At 70.2% G+C, this 16,879-nt stretch carries 10 protein-coding genes and 1 pseudogene; 1 reads left to right on the top strand and 10 read right to left on the bottom strand.

The features are described 5' to 3' along the window. Window positions 1-2,255, top strand: a pseudogene (locus ACTWQR_RS44140) (hypothetical protein); the annotation flags it as partial. 53 nt (window positions 2,256-2,308) lie between these two features. On the opposite strand, the gene ACTWQR_RS44135 reads toward ACTWQR_RS44140, so the two are convergent. From ACTWQR_RS44135 to ACTWQR_RS44090, 10 genes are all read right to left on the bottom strand, one after another. Further along, window positions 2,309-3,778, bottom strand: coding sequence for an aldehyde dehydrogenase family protein (locus tag ACTWQR_RS44135; protein ID WP_443232934.1), 1,470 nt, complete (start codon window positions 3,776-3,778; stop codon window positions 2,309-2,311). Window positions 3,779-3,961: 183 nt separating this feature from the next. Next, window positions 3,962-4,927 (bottom strand): ABC transporter substrate-binding protein, encoded by a 966-nt coding sequence (locus ACTWQR_RS44130; protein WP_443232933.1) that lies wholly within the window; start codon window positions 4,925-4,927, stop codon window positions 3,962-3,964. Window positions 4,928-5,015: 88 nt separating this feature from the next. After that, on the bottom strand, window positions 5,016-6,944 hold the full coding sequence (locus ACTWQR_RS44125) for an ABC transporter permease subunit (protein ID WP_443232937.1): 1,929 nt from the start codon (window positions 6,942-6,944) through the stop codon (window positions 5,016-5,018). Between the two features lie 193 nt (window positions 6,945-7,137). Continuing rightward, window positions 7,138-8,229: a quaternary amine ABC transporter ATP-binding protein gene (locus ACTWQR_RS44120; protein ID WP_443232932.1), complete on the bottom strand. Its 1,092-nt coding sequence runs from the start codon at window positions 8,227-8,229 to the stop codon at window positions 7,138-7,140. Continuing rightward, window positions 8,229-9,776 (bottom strand): GMC family oxidoreductase, encoded by a 1,548-nt coding sequence (locus ACTWQR_RS44115; RefSeq protein ID WP_443232931.1) that lies wholly within the window; start codon window positions 9,774-9,776, stop codon window positions 8,229-8,231. The genes ACTWQR_RS44120 and ACTWQR_RS44115 overlap by 1 nt, the downstream gene beginning before the upstream one ends. A gap of 137 nt (window positions 9,777-9,913) precedes the next feature. Next, entirely contained in the window at window positions 9,914-11,131 is a 1,218-nt protein-coding gene (locus ACTWQR_RS44110; RefSeq protein ID WP_443232930.1) for an aromatic ring-hydroxylating oxygenase subunit alpha, read from the bottom strand. Between the two features lie 12 nt (window positions 11,132-11,143). Next, window positions 11,144-12,298 carry an N-methyl-L-tryptophan oxidase gene (gene solA / locus ACTWQR_RS44105; RefSeq protein ID WP_443232929.1) on the bottom strand — a complete coding sequence of 385 codons (1,155 nt, stop codon included), beginning with the start codon at window positions 12,296-12,298 and terminating at the stop codon, window positions 11,144-11,146. Between the two features lie 120 nt (window positions 12,299-12,418). Next, on the bottom strand, window positions 12,419-14,905 hold the full coding sequence (locus tag ACTWQR_RS44100) for a GcvT family protein (RefSeq protein ID WP_443232928.1): 2,487 nt from the start codon (window positions 14,903-14,905) through the stop codon (window positions 12,419-12,421). A 95-nt stretch (window positions 14,906-15,000) separates the two neighbouring features. After that, a complete protein-coding gene (locus ACTWQR_RS44095) occupies window positions 15,001-15,627 on the bottom strand; it encodes an MBL fold metallo-hydrolase (protein WP_443232927.1) in 627 nt (208 codons plus the stop codon). Continuing rightward, a complete protein-coding gene (locus tag ACTWQR_RS44090) occupies window positions 15,624-16,709 on the bottom strand; it encodes an S-(hydroxymethyl)mycothiol dehydrogenase (RefSeq protein WP_443232926.1) in 1,086 nt (361 codons plus the stop codon). The genes ACTWQR_RS44095 and ACTWQR_RS44090 overlap by 4 nt, the downstream gene beginning before the upstream one ends. Window positions 16,710-16,879 lie beyond the last annotated feature (170 nt).

Raw genomic sequence — 16,879 nt, 5'->3', positions numbered from 1 at the left:
ACCCGGCCATGCACGACGAGCACGCCGCCGACGAGGAGCGGCAGGCGCTGCGTACACGTGCGACCGAACGGGACGAGGAGATCCGGGAGCTGGCGGCCCGGCTCGCCAAGGACCGGGAGCTGGCCGCGCGGCTCGCCTCCTGGCGGACCGGATGCCCGGCGGGGCGGCTCGCCGAGCTGGCCACGGCGGCCCACGACGCGCGCGTGTTCGCCGAGGAGGCCGAGGCGGAACTCGCTGAGGCGCGCACCGTCCGGGCCGAGGCCGACGAGTCCGCGGCCGAGGCGGCTCTCGTACGGGACGAGCGGCAGGAGGCCGCGCAGCGGGCCCGGCGTGCCGCCGACGCGCTCGCCGGACTCGCCTTCCGGTTGCGCGAGCGCGCCGGCTGGCAGGTCAAGCTGCGTGAACTCGCCGATGAGGCGGCCGAGTCGGAGGCCCGCGCCCAGTCCTGTCTGGAGCGCGCCCGCGCCGCCGACGAGGACCGGCGCGGCGCCCAGCGTGCCGCCGACGACGCCCGCCGCACGGCACGCGCGCTGCGCGCCGAGCGTGCGGAGATCGCCGGCGCACCCGACGACGTACCAGAGGCCGATCCGGCGGCGACGAAGTCGTCGCTGCCCGCCCTCCGCGAGGCCTACCGCGCCGCCTCCCAGCTCTACGAGAAGGTCGGTGTCGGCGCCGACCTGCGGGCCGAGCAGGCCCGAGCGGAGAGCGACGAGAGCGGGGCGCTCGCGGAGCTGGACCGGCTGAGCAACAAGGTGCGCACGCGCGCCGCCCAGTTGCTGGAGTCCACCGACGGCTCCGACGGCCCGTCCCGGCAGGCCGCCGCCGCCCGCGCCGAGGAGCTGGTCCAGCTCCTCGAAACCCGCGCGTCGACCGCGAGCGAGCAGCTCGGACGGCTGCGCGGCGAGGCCGAGCGGCACGCGCCCGAGGACGGCGAGGAGGCGCACACCGAGCTGCCGGAGGATCTGGTACCGCGCGACTCCGAGCACGCCCAGAGCCTGCTGCGCACCGCGACCGGCGAACTCGCCTCACGCACCGACGCGTTGAGCCAGGCGCGCGAGGCCCACGCCGAGCTGCTCGACGCCCACCGTGCCGCCGAGGACGCGGCCGGCGGCTTCGACGAGACGGCTGCCCTGCTCCGGGACCTCCTCAGGGAGCACTCCGACGAGGAGCCGGAGGAGTCCGAGCCCTACCCCGGCACCCTGGAAGAGGCCCGGCAGTCCGCCGCCGAGGCCCGTCGCTCCCTGCGCGGCTGTGCCGCTGACCTCTCCGCCGCCGAGGCGGCCGTGCGCGAGGCGAGCGACATCCTCGTACGGCATGCCAACTCGACGCGCTACGAGCAGGTACGCACCCCCGCGCGCCAGCAGATCCGCGAGCTGCCCGGGTCCGCGCTGCCCGAGCACGCGCAGAAGTGGGCGGACGCCTTCGCACCCCGACTCCGGGTGCTCACGGACGAGTTGGCGCAGTTGGAGCGCAACCGGGACTCGATCGTGGACCGGCTGCGCGGGCTCGTGGAGTCCGCGCTCGCTACGCTCAGGTCGGCCCAGCGGCTGTCCCGCCTCCCGGAGGGGCTCGGGGAGTGGTCGGGGCAGGAGTTCCTCCGTATCCGCTTCGAGGAGCCCGACCAGGCCACGCTCGCCGAGCGGCTCGGCGAGGTCGTCGACGAGGCGACCCGCGCCGCCGTCAAGAAGAACTCGGACATGCGCCGCGACGGCATGTCCCTGCTCCTCAGAGGAGTCAGCGCGGCACTTCAGCCCAAGGGCGTCGCCGTCGAGATCCTCAAGCCCGACGCCGTGCTCCGCGCCGAGCGCGTTCCCGTCGGGCAGATGGGCGACGTGTTCTCCGGCGGCCAGCTGCTCACCGCCGCCATCGCCCTGTACTGCACGATGGCGGCCCTGCGCTCCAACGACCGGGGCCGCGACAAGCACCGCCACGCGGGCACGCTGTTCCTGGACAACCCGATCGGGCGGGCCAACGCCACGTATCTGCTGGAGCTGCAACGGGCCGTCTCGGACGCGCTCGGCGTCCAGCTCCTCTACACCACCGGCCTGTTCGACACGACGGCGCTCGCCGAGTTCCCGCTGGTCATCCGCCTCCGCAACGACGCGGACCTCCGTGCCGGGCTGAAGTACATCAGCGTGGAGGAACACCTCCGGCCGGGACTGCCGCAGCAGGCCCCGGCCGGGGAGGGGGAGACGGTGCACAGCGAGATCACGGCGACGCGGATGTTCAAGCGGCCCGCGCCCCAAGGGACGTAGCCCCAAGGGAGGTACCTCCAAGGGACGTACCTACAAAGGCAGGGCCCCAGGGGTTACGAGAACCAGCCCTGTGGCACCGGGTTCGTGTTGCGCCAGATGTGCTTCGGTTCCTGGTACTCCGCCAGGCCCGTAGGGCCGAGTTCGCGGCCGAAGCCGGACTGCTTGAAGCCGCCCCACTCCGCCTGCGGAACGTACGGGTGGTAGTCGTTGATCCAGATGGTGCCGATGCGCAGCTTGGAGACGACTCGCTGGGCGCGTGCCTGGTCGGTGGTCCAGACGGCTCCGGCGAGACCGTAGATGGTGTCGTTCGCCAGGCGGATCGCGTCGGCCTCGTCGGTGAACCGCTCCACCGTGAGCACCGGACCGAAGGACTCCTCCTGGATGACGGACATGTCGGCGCGGCACTCGTCGAGGACCGTCGGGAGGTAGAAGAAGCCGTTCTCCAGGGCCGGGTCGCCGCTGGGGCCGGCGCCGCCGCAGCGCAGCACCGCTCCCTCCGCGAGTCCCGCCGCGACATACGCCTCGACCTTGGCGAGATGCTGGGCGGAGATCAGCGCGCCGGTCTGGGCGTTCTCGTCGAAGGGCCCCCCGAGCCGGATCAGCTGGGCCCTGCGGACGACCTCGTCCACGAACCGGTCGTGCAACGAGTCCTCGACCAGCAGCCGGGCGCCCGCCGAGCAGACCTGCCCCGAGTGGAGGAAGACGGCGGTGAGCGCCATGTCGACGGCGGTCTCGAAGTCGGCGTCGGCGAAGACGATGTTCGGGTTCTTGCCGCCCAGCTCCAGCGCGACCTTCTTCACGGTGCCGGCGGCCGTGGCCATCAGCCGGCGGCCGGTGTGGATGCCGCCGGTGAAGGAGACCATGTCCACGTCCGGGTGGTCGGCGAGCGGCGCGCCCGCCTCGGGACCGGCGCCCAGGACCAGGTTCGCGACGCCGGCCGGAAGTCCGGCCTCCTCCAGGAGGCGGACGAGGTGGATCGCGGTGTGCGGGGTGAGCTCGCTCGGCTTGAGGACGAAGGTGTTGCCCGCGGCGAGGGCCGGGGCGACCTTCCAGGCGGTCTGGAGCAGGGGGTAGTTCCAGGGGGTGATCAGGGCACAGACGCCGACCGGTTCGTAGACGACCCGGCTGTCGGCCTCCGGATTGCCGGTGTCGATGACCCGTCCCGCGTCGGCGGCGGCGAGGCGCCCGTAGTAGCGGAAGCAGGCGGTGACGTCGTCGATGTCGTACGCGCTCTCCACCAGCCGCTTTCCGGTGTCCAGGGACTCGGCGCGGGCCATCGCCTCCTTGTCCCGCTGGAGCAGATCCGCCACGCGCAGCAGCAGGGCGCCGCGTTCCGCGGCGGGAACGGTCGGCCAGGGACCCTCGTCGAAGGCCCGCCGGGCGGCGGCGATCGCCTCCACGGTGTCCTTGCCGCCGGCCTCGTCGACGACCGCGACCAGGGTGCCGTCGGCGGGGCAGCGGATCTCGCGGGTCCGTTCGTCGAGAGCGGACCTCCAGGTTCCGCCGATGAAGAGCTCGGGCATCGTGCTTCCTCCTGGAAGGGTCTGATCGGGAGCTGTGCTGCCTGGGGTTGATGTTCACCCCGGCCCCCGGGTTGGGGTTCACCCCGGCCGCGCCCCGCCCCTCGGTGGTGGGGCGGGGCGCGCGGTGTGCTGTTGTGCCGTCAGGGCCTGATCCGCGCGGGACAGGACCTACGGCCTACGGCCTTACGCCGGCAGCCAGGCCTTCACGACGTCGGGGTTGGCGTCGACCCACTTCTTCGCCGCCGCCTCCGGGGACATCTTTTCCTGGGCGATCATCTTCGCGACCTCGTTCTGCTGCTCCGCGCTCCACTTGAAGTTCTTGAGGAACTCGGCGCCCTTTCCGCCGTCCTTGGCGAAGTCGGCGTTGAGGAACTTCTGCAGCGGGGTGTTGGGGTATGCGCAGGCGACCTTCTTCGGGTCGGCGTCGCAGCCCTCCTTGTACTCCGGCAGCTTCACCTCGACCATCTCCACCTCGGCGTTGAGCCACTGCGGGGTCCACCAGTAGGTGAGGAAGGGCTTCTTGCTCTTGGCGTTCTGCTGGATCTGGGTGATCTGCGCGGCCTCGGAGCCCGCGTAGACCGTCTTCAGATCCAGGTTCAGGTTCTTGATGATGGCGTCGTCGAATGTGACGTAGTCCGGGGAACCTTCGAGCAGCTGGCCCTTGCCACCGCTCTCCGAGGTCTTGAGGTCGTCCGCGTACTTGGAGAGGTTCTTGTAGTCGGTGACCTCGGGGTTCTCGTCGGCCCAGTACTTGGGGACGAACCAGCCGATGTGACCGGTGACGCCGAGATCGCCCGCCGCCACGACGGTCTTCTTGTCCGTGACGTACTGCTTCTCCTGCTCGGGGTGGCCCCAGTCCTCCAGGACGGCGTCGATCGTGCCCTTGCTGAGCGCGTCCCAGGCGATGACCTCGCCCATCTGCTTGGTGTTGACCTTGTAGTCGAGCTCGGTCTCCAGCACGTACTGGGCGACGGCCGTGTTGGCCTCCGCGCCCACCCACGAAGGCTTGGTGAGGGTGATGGTGTCGTTGCTGCCCGAGGAGCTGGACTTGCCGGTGTCGGCCGCGCCGCAGCCGGCGACGGCGGTCAGCCCGAGACCGGCGGTGAGGGCGAGGGCGGTGCGGAGTATGAGGCGTTGTCTGGTCTGCACGATGAGTTCTTCCTTAACTTGCTTAAGCATGCTTGCTTGCAATGAAGTTGCTTGTAGGGCAGGGAAGTTGACCGAACTGACCGGCCTGCTAGTTGTCCTTCCTCCGCGCCGGGGCGGGCTGGGTCACCCGGTCCAGGACCAGACCGAGACAGACGATCGCCGCGCCCGCCACCAGGCCGACCCCGAGGTCGCCGCGGGACAGGCCGTACACGACGTCGTAGCCGAGCGCTCCGCCGCCGACAAGGCCGCCGACGATGACGACGGCCAGTACCAGCACCACACCCTGGTTGACGGCGAGCAGCAACGCGGGCCTGGCCAGCGGCAGCTGGACCTGGCGCAGCTGCTGCATACCGGTGGCGCCCAGCGAGCGGGCGGCCTCCAGCGCGGCCGGGTCGGTCTTCTTCAGACCCTGGGTGGTGATGCGCACCACGGCGGGCAGGGCGTACGCGACGGCCGCGGTGATCGCGGCGGCACGTCCCACGCCGAACAGCGCGACGACCGGGATGAGGTAGACGAACTGCGGCAGGGTCTGGAGGACGTCAAGGACCGGCCGCAGCACGCGCTCCACCCAGGAGACACGGGCGGCGAGGATGCCGGTGGCGACTCCCAGCAGGAGCGTGAGCAGCAGGGCGGCCAGCACCTGCGACAGCGTGTCCAGGGTGTTCGACCAGACGCCGAGGACGCCGGTGGCCGCCAGCGCCGCGGCCGCGCCGAGCGCGGTGCGCCAGGTGCCGGCCAGCAGGGCCAGGCCCGCGACCAGCAGGAGCAGCGACCACCACGGGGCGCCCTGCAGGACGTCGCGGAGCGGGTTCAGCACCCAGGACGTGAAGTTGGACGCCCAGACCTCGGTACCGCCGAGGACGGGGACGTCCGCGTGGAGGTGGTCGACCATCCAGTCCTGGAAGGAGTTGACGGAGCTGGATATGTCGTACGTCCAGGCGTCCGGCCATTCCGCGGCCCCGGCGACCTTGCCCGCCACGACCGCCACCACGGTGCCCACGGCGGCCAGCGCCCAGGCCGGGCCGCCGTGCAGCAGGCTACGGCCGTCGGTGACCGGGGGTGCGCCGAGCTGCTCGCCCGCGGCCTCCGTCGTGCGGTCCAGCCATACGGCGATCAGCACGATCGGGATACCCGCGGCGAGCGCCGCTCCGACGTCGACGGTGGACAGCGCGGAGTAGACCTCGTCGCCGAGACCGCCGGCGCCGATCACGGACGCGATGACCACCATGGACAGGGCCATCATGATCGTCTGATTGAGGCCGAGGAGCAGTTCCTTGCGGGCCAGTGGCAGCCTGGCCGTGCGCAGCCGCTGCCAGCCGCTCGCGCCGAGCGAGGCCGATGCCTCGAGCACGGACGGGTCGGCGCCGCGCAGGCCGAGAGAGGTGAGGCGGGCCATGGGGGGCGCCGCGTAGATCACGGTGGAGAGCAGGGCGGCGGGTGAGCCGGTGCCGAAGACCAGCACGAAGGGGAGGAGGTACGCGAAGGCCGGGAGTACCTGCATGGTGTCCAGGATGGGGCGCAGGGCCCGGTCGACCCGGTCCGAGAGACCGGACGCGAGGCCGAGCAGGACACCGACCAGCGCCGAGATCGCGACCGCGACGATCATGAGGGCCAGCGTCGTCATGGCCGGTTCCCACATGCCGAGCAGACCGCAGCCGGCGAAGGCTCCGAGCGCTATCGCGCCGACCTTGAGCCCTGTCCGGCCCGCTCCGCCGGCCCGCCAGGCGAGCAGTACGGCGGCTGCGGTGACGCCGGGCCAGCCCAGGAAGTCCAGCAGCTGGTAGACGCCGTCGACGGCGTCCACCGAGGTGTTGCTGATGTGCAGCAGGAAGTACAGGAAGATCGGGCTGGTGTCGCGGTTGTCGACGATCCACTGGCTGAAGTCGTCCAGCGGTCCCGAGACGTCCACGCCCAGCGCGCCCGGCCAGCTGTCACTGCCCCACAGGACGGCGGCGAGGGGCACGAGCACTACCGCGAGGGCGGCGAGGCCGGTCAGCCGACGGCTCGCGGGGCGCATCGCGGCCAGCCGGGCCCTCAGTACGGCCCAGGTGCCGACGACTTCGGGGCCGCCCGGTGGGGAGTCGACCTTCTCCGGATGTTTCGCGTTGTCCGTCTTGGCGGGGAGCATGGTGCTCATCGGCTGCTCACCGCCGGTTTGCCGGGTGTCTGTGCGCCCTGGGCGCCGGTATGCCTCGTACAGCAATGAGCGATCATGCGGCCGCACCCGCCTTCGGCGACGTGCTGTCGATCCCCGCGACAACGGCGAGCAGCGCCGCGTGGTCGACGACACCGAGCAGCTTGCCGTCGTCCATGACCCGCGCCGGCACACCCTCACGGGCGACGGCCTCGATCGCGGTGGCGACCGTGCACACGGGGGTGACCTCGGGGCCGAGCTCCGCCTCGCCGTCGCGCGCCGGGCGCATGGCCGAGCGGGCGGTGATGACCTGCTCACGGGGTACGTCGCGGACGAAGTCCCGTACGTAGTCGTCGGCCGGGGAGGCGACGATCTCCTCCGGGGTGCCGCACTGCACGATCTCTCCGTCGCGCATCAGCGCGATCCGGTCGCCGAGCCGCAGGGCCTCGTTCAGGTCGTGGGTGATGAAGATCATCGTGCGGCCCTCCTCGCGGTGGAGCCGGATGACCTCCTCCTGCATGTCGCGCCGGATCAGCGGGTCGAGCGCGCTGAACGGCTCGTCGAACAGCAGGACTTCGGGGTCGACGGCCAGGGCGCGGGCCAGGCCGACACGCTGCTGCTGGCCGCCGGACAGCTGGGTGGGGCGGCGGTGTTCCATGCCGTCGAGGCCGACCTTGGTGATCATCTTCATGGCCTGGGTGCGGCGTTCGAGCTTGCCCACGCCCTGGATCTCGAGGCCGTAGGCGATGTTGTCGAGGACCGAGCGGTGCGGCAGCAGTCCGAAGTTCTGGAAGACCATCGCCGCCCGGTGCCTGCGCAGCTCGCGGAGCCGGTTGCGGTCCATGGCGATGACGTCCTCGCCGTCGATCTCCAGGGCGCCGGAGGTGGGCTCGATGAGCCGGGTCAGACAGCGCACCAGGGTGGACTTGCCCGAGCCGGACAGGCCCATGACAACGAAGACCTCACCCTGCCGAACGTCGAACGACACATCGCGCACGGCGACCGTGCAGCCGGTTCGGCGGCGCAGCTCGTCGGGGGGCAGGTCCGCCAGTTCACTCCCGGGGACGCGCTCGGCCTTGGGCCCGAAGACCTTCCAGAGATTGCGGACGGAGAATACGGAGACGGTGCTGTCACGCACCGTCTCCTCTTTCGTCATGGATGTGGACATCAGGCATCGTCTCCGGGGGTGATGGTCCGGCTGAGCAGATCGGCGCACTTCTCGCCGACCATGAGGACCCCGATCATCGGGTTGACGGCGGGGATGGTCGGGAAGACGGAGGCGTCGGCGATCCGCAGACCGCTGACCCCGCGCACGGTCAGATCGGGGCCGACCACGGCGAGCGGGTCGTCGGGGGCGCCGATGCGGCAGGTTCCGGCGGGGTGGTAGACGGTGTGCGCCACCTTGCGGGCGTACTCGCCGAGTTCCTCGTCGCCGGTCAGCTCCGGACCGGGGCACACCTCGCGCTTCAGCCAGGAGGCCAGCGGTTCGGTCCCCGCGATCTCGCGGGCGATGCGGATGCCGTCCACCAGGGTGCGGCCGTCGTAGTCGTCCTCGTCGGTGAAGTACCGGAAGTCGAGGGCGGGTTTGACGGCCGGGTCGGCACTGGTGAGGTAGAGGCGGCCGCGACTCTTCGGCTTGGGGATGTTGGGCGTCATCGACACCCCGTATCGCGGCTTCTCGTAGCCGAGGCGCTCGGGGTTGTCGGTGAAGGGTATTTGGTAGAAGTGGAACATCAGGTCCGGGCCCTTGGCGGCCGGGTCCCGGCGCACGAACAGACCCGCGTCGGAGTCCATCGCGGAGTTGTCCGGTATGGGGCCGTGGGTCTCCCACACGATCACCGACTCCGGATGGTCGAGCAGGTTCTCGCCGACTCCGGGCAGATCCTGGACGACGGGGATGCCGAGCGACTCCAGGTCCTGCTTGGGGCCGATGCCGGAGAGCATCAGCAGCCGCGGCGTGTCCACCGCTCCCGCGCAGACGATGACTTCGCGGGCGGCGGTGACCGTCGTCTCCGTACCGTCCTTGGTGCGCACGCGCACTCCCGTGGCCCGGCCGCCGTCCGTCTCGAGACGGAACGCCCAGGTCTCCAGCATCAGTTGGAGGTTGGGGCGATCCAGGAAGGGGTGGAGATACGCGACCGAGGCGGAGGACCGCTTGTTGTTCTCCGGATGGTACGCGAGGTCGAAGAAGCCGACGCCCTCGTGGAAGGGCGCCTTGTTGAAGCCCTCGACGCGCGGCACGTCCGCGGCCTCGCGGGCGGCCTCGACGAAGTCGCGGGCGATCGCGTTGCGGTCCTTCTCGTCGACCGGGACGATGTTGTTGAGCAGCCGGTCGTAGTACGGGTCCATGGACGCCGCGTCCCAGCCCTCGGCGCCCGCGTCCGCCCACTCGTCCCAGTCGGACGGCAGGGGCTTGAAGCTGATCAGCGTGTTGTGGGACGAGCATCCGCCCAGCACCCGGGCGCGGCTGTGCCGAATGTGAGAGTTGCCACGCGGCTGAGGCGTCGTCGGATAGTCGTAGTCGAGGTCACCGCCGAGCAGGCCGAGCCAGCGGCGCAGCGTCAGCACCTCCGGCCGGTCCACGTCGGTCGGACCGCCTTCGATGACGGCGACACGGACCGTCGGGTCCTCGGTGAGGCGGGAGGCGATGACCGAGCCCGCGGTACCTCCACCGACGACCACATAGTCGTAGTCGGGTCTCTCCTGCTGGGACATTCGGTTGCTGCTCCTTGTCGTGCTTGCCGGGAGAGGCCCCGGCCCCATGCCGCGGCCGGACGGCTCGTGACATGGGGGTGGAGCGCCTGCCCTCGACTTCTGAAGTCATTCACGATCAGGGCCCGATGTGGCGTAGCTCACATGAGCACGGGGTTTTCCGTGGTCTTCGTGTTCTCCGCGTTCTGTGTGCCGTTCGTGCCGTTCCCGGCGTCGAGCCGCTGCGTCAGCCAGTGGTGGAACTCGCTGATGTGGTGCTCACTGGGCACCAGCACGCCACCGGAGCGATAGGCCCGCGAGTCCATGGCAGGCTGAGTACGCTCGCAAGCGTCGAAGTCCTGAACGTTAACACGATGAAACAGTTCGACGGATTTCGAGACATCTGCCCCGGACTCGACGATCTCGGGCGCGTACAGCCAGTCGCACTCGACGACCGTGCGGTCCTCCGCCATCGGGTACATCCTGTGCATGATCACGTGGTCGGGCACCAGGTTGATGAAAACCTGCGGCCGAACCGTGATCGCGTAGTAACGGCGGTCCTGGTCGTCGGCGATGCCGTCGAGCCGCCCGAAGCCCTCGGTCCCGTCGACCGTGAAGCCCCGGACATCCTCGCCGAACTCGGCGCCGTGGCCGACGAAGTACTGGGCGGCGTAGCCGTCGGCGAACTCGGGGAGAACCTCGGTGAGTTCGGGGTGGATCGTCGCGCAGTGGTAGCACTCCATGAAGTTCTCGACGATCAGTTTCCAGTTGGCCTTCACGTCGTAGGTGACGCGCTTGCCGAGGGCCAGGCTCTCGGTGCGGTAGCGCTCGATGGACGCGACGTCGCCGAGGCGCTCGATCGTGGCACCCATGACCGTTTCCTCGAAGGAGGGGGGCTCGTCCGCCAGGCAGAGCCAGGCGTAGCCGAGCCACTCCCGCAGCGCGACCTTGACCAGGCCGTACTCGGTACGGTCGACGTCCGGCATCCGCACCAGGTTGGGCGCGGCGATGAGCTTGCCGTCGAGGTCGTAGGTCCAGGCGTGGTACGGGCACTGGAGGTTGCGCCGCACCTCGCCGGACTCCTCGGTGCACAGCCGGGCACCGCGGTGCCGGCAGACATTGAGGAAGGCACGCAGCTCCCCGGTGCGCGAGCGGGTGACGAGGACGTTCTCGCGGCCGATCTGGACGGTGCGGAAAGCCCCTGGCTTCACCAGATCCGCGGCGCGGACGGCGCAGAACCACATCGACTCGAAGATGTGCTCCTGCTCCTGACGGAAGATCGCCGGGTCGGTGTAGTAGTGGCCCGGCAGGGTGGCCACCAGGCTCGGGGAGAGCGGGGCGGGGGAGATCTGGTCGGGGGAGACGGGGGTCGTCGTCACGGGTGGTACTCCTCAGGCGGGCGCGGCGGCGAGGCGGAGTGGATCGAAGAGGCCGATCGGGTGATCGGTGGTGCCCGTCAGGGCGAGATCGGCGAGGATCTCGCCGACGACCGGTACGAACTTGAAGCCGTGCCCGGAGAACCCGCAGGCCACGGTCACGGACTCCGGGTGCGCGGGATGGCGGGCGATGACGAAGTGCTCGTCGGGGGTGTTGGAGTACATGCAGGTGGCGGCCTTGATGAAGGTGCCGGGCAGGTCCGGGATGCAGCGGGACATGTGGTCCGCCATGTCCTTGATCTCGTTCTCGTGGACCGTCCGGTCGATGGTCTCCGGAGTGCAGATCTGGCCCTTGCGGAAGAAGGCGACCTTGGCGCCCAGCTCCGGGCCGTCGATGGACGGGAAGCCGTAGACCTGGACCCCGGCCGCGTCCTCCCAGATGTAGATCGGGTGTTTCCGGGGCACGAAGGGCTGGACCCCGCCCTTCGGCTGGAACCAGAACATGACCTGCCGCTCGATGGTGAACGGCACCCCGACATCGGTGAGCAGCTGCGGCGCCCACGCCCCCGGACAGATCACCAACTGGCCTGCCGTGTAGGTGTTCTCGGCCGTGTGGACGCGTACGCCGTCCTTGTACGGCTCCCAGCGCGTCATCGGCTCGTCGAAGTGCAGCTCGGCGCCCTGCTGGGTGGCGAGCTGGAGATGGGCCGCGACCATGTTCTCGGGGCGGACGAGGCCGGCCTTCTTCTCGTAGATCGCGACCTCGTCGTCGTTCGGGTTCAGGGTCGGGAAGCGGCGGCGGATCTCGGCCGCGTCCAGGATCTCGTGGGGCAGGTCCCACTGGGTGGCGGAACGCAGCGACCCGGCGAACGTCAGCGAGTCGGGAGCACCGATCATCACGCCGCCGCAGAGCGTCGCGATGGTCCGGCCGGTGGCCCGCTCCACGTCCTCATACAGCTCGTACGCGCGCAGCAGCAGCGGCACGTACGCCGGATCCTCGAAGTAGGACTGACGGGTGATCCGCGAACCGCCGTGGCTGGAACCGCGGTTGTGCACCGGGCCGAACTTCTCCAGCCCGAGCACGCGGGCACCGCGCGCGGACAGATGGTGCGCGGCGGCGCTGCCCATACCGCCGAGACCGATCACGATCACGTCATAGGTGGGGGACACAAGGGACCTCCTGAGCTCGCTGTGCTGCGGGGCGGGGGGCTCCGCGCCTCGTCAGGGGCGCGGGAACTGCGGAACCAGCCCCCCACAATCCGCACGTTGTCCACGGCCTTCGAGCGGAGCTCAACGGCGGATGCGGGTCATCTTCGGATCGAAGAGCGGCTCTTCGGCGACGGTCGCGGGAACCTTCTCGCCGAAGTACTCGACGTGCACACCCGTTCCCGTGAGAAGCGGCGGCAGCCACGCGTACGCGACGCAGCGGCCCAGCGTGTAGCCGTACGACGCGCTGGTGACGTAGCCCGCCGGGGCGCCGTCGACGTACACGGGCTCCTTGCCGAGGACGACGGACGCCGGGTCGTCGAGGAGAAGAGGGGTGAGTCTGCGCGTAGGTTCGTTCAACGATTCCACCGCGGACTTCCCGGTGAACTCTCCCTTGTCGAGCCGGACGGCGAAGCCCACACCCGCTTCGTACGGCGTGTGCTCGTCGGTCATGTCGACGCCCCAGGCGCGGTAACCCTTCTCCAGGCGCAGGCTGTTGAAGGCCGAGCGCCCGGCCGCGATGACGCCGTGCTCCTGACCGGCCTCCCAGAGGATGTCCCAGAGACGGAGCCCCAGGTCGGCGCTGGTGTAGAGCTCCCAGCCCAGTTCGCCGACGTACGACAGGCGCATCGCCGTCACGGGGACGTGCCCGAGGTACGTCTCCTTCGCGCGGAAGTAGCCGAAGCCCTCGTGCGAGAAGTCGTCGCGGGTCAGCGGTTGGACAAGCTCACGGGCGAGCGGGCCCCAGACTCCGATGCAGCAGGTGCCGGAGGTGATGTCCCTGATCTGTACTCCCCCACTCTCGGCTGCGCTCGAGCGGGAGGTGCCCCCACCTGGGGCGTGCCTGGCCAACCAGTCCAGGTCGGCCGGGGAGTTGGCGCCCACCTGAAAGCGGTCGGGGCCAAGGCGCGCCACGGTGAGGTCGGAGCGGATGCCGCCGGTCTCGTCAAGGAGCAGGGTGTAGGTGACCGCGCCGGGCTTCTTGCGGAGGTTGTTGGTGGTCATACCGTGCAGGAAGTCGAGGGCTCCGGGGCCGGTGACCTCCAGGCGGCGCAGCGGCGTCATGTCGTACAGGGCGACCTTCTCGCGCGTCGCTTTCGCCTCGGCCGCCGCGATGGGCGACCAGTAGCGGGCCGACCAGGCGTCGCGTTCGGGGAGGCCTTCGAGCGCGTCGACGAGCGGGGCGTTCGCCTCGTACCAGTGCGGGCGCTCCCAGCCGCCGCCCTCCAGGAAGTACGCGCCCAGCTCCTGCTGGCGGGCGTAGAAGGGGCTGACGCGCAGCGGACGTGGCTGTTCCATCGGCTGGAGCGGGTGCAGGACGTCGTACACCTCGACGAACTGCTGCGAGCCGCGCTCCCTGATGTACGAGGGTGAGCGCTGGGCGTCCTCGAAGCGGGTGAGGTCGCATTCGTGGGCGTCGATCTCCGGGCGGCCGTGGACCATCCACTCGGCCACTGCCTTGGCGACGCCGGCCGAGTGCGTGACCCAGACCGCTTCGGCGAGCCAGAAGCCCTTGAGGGCACGCGATTCGCCGAGCACCGGCATGCCGTCCGGGGTGAAGGAGAAGACGCCGTTGAAGCCTTCCTCGATCTCGGTCTCGCGCAGCGCGGGCATCAGTCGACGGCAGTCGTCCCAGCTCGGTGCCCAGTCCTCCTCGGTGAAGGGGAGCGAGGACGGCATCTCCAAGTCGCTCGCGCGTGCCTCGTCGTAGGCGAGGATCGCGAGCGGGTCGACGGGGAGCGGCTTGTGGGCGTAGCTGCCGATGCCGATGCGGTTGTGGTGCTCGCGGAAGTAGAGGTCGCGGTCCTGGAAACGGAGGATGGGCTTCGAGGCTTCGGTGGTCGCGTCCTCGAGGTCGGCCAGGGGCTTGGTCTTCGCGTACTGGTGCGCCAGCGGCTGGAGCGGTACGTCGAGTCCGGCCATGCGGCCGATGACCGGGCCCCAGAAACCCGCGGCGGAGACCACGTGTTCGGCGGGGAAGGTGCCCTGGTCGGTGACGACGGCTGTGACTCGGCCGTCTTCCTTCTCGATCCCGGTGACCGTGTGCCGCTCCAGGAAGCGGGCGCCGCGTTCCCGGGCCCGTTCCATCTGGGCGCGGGCCGCGAGCAGGGCGCGGGCCAGGCCGTCGTCGGGGGTGTGGAAGCCGCCGAGTACGGCCGACTCGTCGATGAGAGGCCAGAGTTCCTTGCAGCGGGCCGCGCTCACGATCTCGCCGCGTACGCCCCAGGAGGCGGCGTAACCGGCTTTGCGGTGCAGGTCGGCCAGGCGCTCGGGGGTCGTCGCGAGTTCCAGGCCGCCCACCGGGTTGAAGCAGGAGACGCCGTCCACCTCTAGGGAGTTGAACTTCTCGACCGTGTACCGGGCGAAGGCGGTGAGGGTCTTGGAGGGGCTGGTCTGGAAGACCAGGCCCGGCGCGTGCGAGGTGGAGCCGCCGGGAGCGGGCAGCGGCCCCTGTTCGAGGACGGTGACGTCGGTCCAGCCGAGAGCGGTGAGCTCGTCGGCGAGGGAGCAGCCGACGATGCCGGCGCCCACGATGACCACGCGGGGATTGGTTTCGGGCGTGCTGGACATGCCCCTCCTTGTCGTGGTGGGGAGTGAACGCGCTTGTGGGGCAATGCGCCTATGGGTGTGGGGGGGGGGGCGATGTGCGATTGGGCTCAACGCGCTTATGGAATGGGGATATTGGGGCGCTCGGCGGCGATCGTGGTGTCGTCGCCGTGGCCGGTGCGGACGACCGTTTCGCCGGGCAGCGTGAGCAGCCGATCGCGGATGGAGGCCTCGATGGTGGGCCGGTCGGAGTAGGAGCGGCCGGTGGCGCCCGGCCCGCCGTGGAAGAGGGTGTCCCCGGTGAAGACCGTGTCGAGGAACGCGGCGTGGAGAGAGCAACTGCCCCATGTGTGGCCGGGGTTGTGGATCACTTGGAGCTCGATCCCGGCGACGCTGATCCGCTGGCCGTCGGTGAGGTCGCCGTCCGGCTTGCGGTCGGGATGCGTCGCGGCCCACAGCTCCTGGTCGGCGGGGTGCAGGAGCACGGGCGCGCCGGTGAGTTCCGCCAGGTCGGCCGCCGCGTCGACATGGTCGTCGTGCGCGTGGGTGCACACGACGGCGGTGACCCGGCGGCCCGCGACGGCCTCGTGGATCGCACGGGCGTCGTGCGCGGCGTCGACGATCAGCACCTCTTCGTCGTCACCGACCAGCCACACGTTGTTGTCGACCTCGAAGGTCTCGCCATCGAGGCTGAACGTGCCGGAGGTGACGACGCGTTCGACCCGGACGGTCCCGGTGGTGCTCAAAGGACCACCACCGAGCGCAGCACCTCACCGCGGTGCATCTTGGCGAACGCCTCCTCGACCTGGTCGAGCGCGATGGTCTCCGAGACGAACGCGTTGAGGTCCAGCAGACCGTAGAGGTACTGGTCGATGAGGAACGGAAAGTCGCGGCTGGGCAGACAGTCGCCGTACCAGGACGACTTGAGGGCGCCGCCGCGCGAGAACAGGTCGATCAGCGGGAGGTCGATCCTCATCTCCGGGTCGGGGACGCCGACCTGGACCAACGTGCCCGCGTGGTCGCGCATGTAGAAGGCCTGCTTGTACGTCTCCGGGCGGCCCACCGCGTCGATGGCGATGTCCACACCGAAGCCGCCGGTGAGCGCGCGCACGGCCTCGACCGCGTCGGTGCCACGGGAGTTGACCGTGTGGGTGGCGCCGAACTTCTCCGCCTGGTCGAGCTTCTTGTCGTCGATGTCGACGGCGATGACCTTCATGGCTCCGTTGAGGCAGGCCCCCGCGATCGCCGCGTTGCCCACGCCGCCGCAGCCGATGACGGCGACCGTGTCACCGCGGCCCACCTTGCCGGTGTTCACGGCCGCGCCGTATCCGGCCATCACGCCACAGCCGATCAGGCCCGCGGCCTCGGGGCGGGCCGCCGGGTTGATCTTGATCGCCTGCCCGGCCGCGACCAGGGTCTTCTCGGCGAAGGCGCCGATCCCCAGGGCGTTGCTGAGCGGGGTGCCGTCGAGCAGCGTCATCGGCTGGGCGGCGTTGCGCGAGTCGAAGCAGTACCAGGGGCGGCCCCGGCGACAGGAGCGACAGGAACCGCAGGGCGCGCGCCAGGCGAGGACCACGTAGTCGCCAGGGGCCAGGTCGGTGACACCGGCGCCGATCGCCTCGATCGTGCCCGCCGCCTCATGGCCCAGCAGGAACGGGAAGTCGTCGTTGATCGCGCCTTCCCGATAGTGCAGATCCGTGTGGCAGACCCCGCAGGCCTGCACGTTGACGAGCACCTCACCCGGACCGGGATCGGGAACGACGATCGTCTGCACCTCGACGGGTGCGCCCTTCTTCAAGGCGACTACGGCACGGACCTCATGTGGCACGACCAGCTCCTCTGCTGTTGCGCAATGCACGATGGGTTGCGCTATGAGGAACATAGTGAGAACGCTGCCAGGGAGTCGTCAAGAGGGGTGGGTTAATCCTTGGCAAAAGGAACGGGCGACGCGAAACCTCCCCGACACACAGAAGCGCGGGGCCAGGAATTCCTGGCCCC

The sequence above is a fragment of the Streptomyces sp. 2A115 genome (assembly GCF_052245575.1).
Classification (GTDB): domain Bacteria; phylum Actinomycetota; class Actinomycetes; order Streptomycetales; family Streptomycetaceae; genus Streptomyces.
Note: the sequence above shows the minus strand (reverse complement) of the source record. Positions and strands in the feature narration are given on the sequence as shown.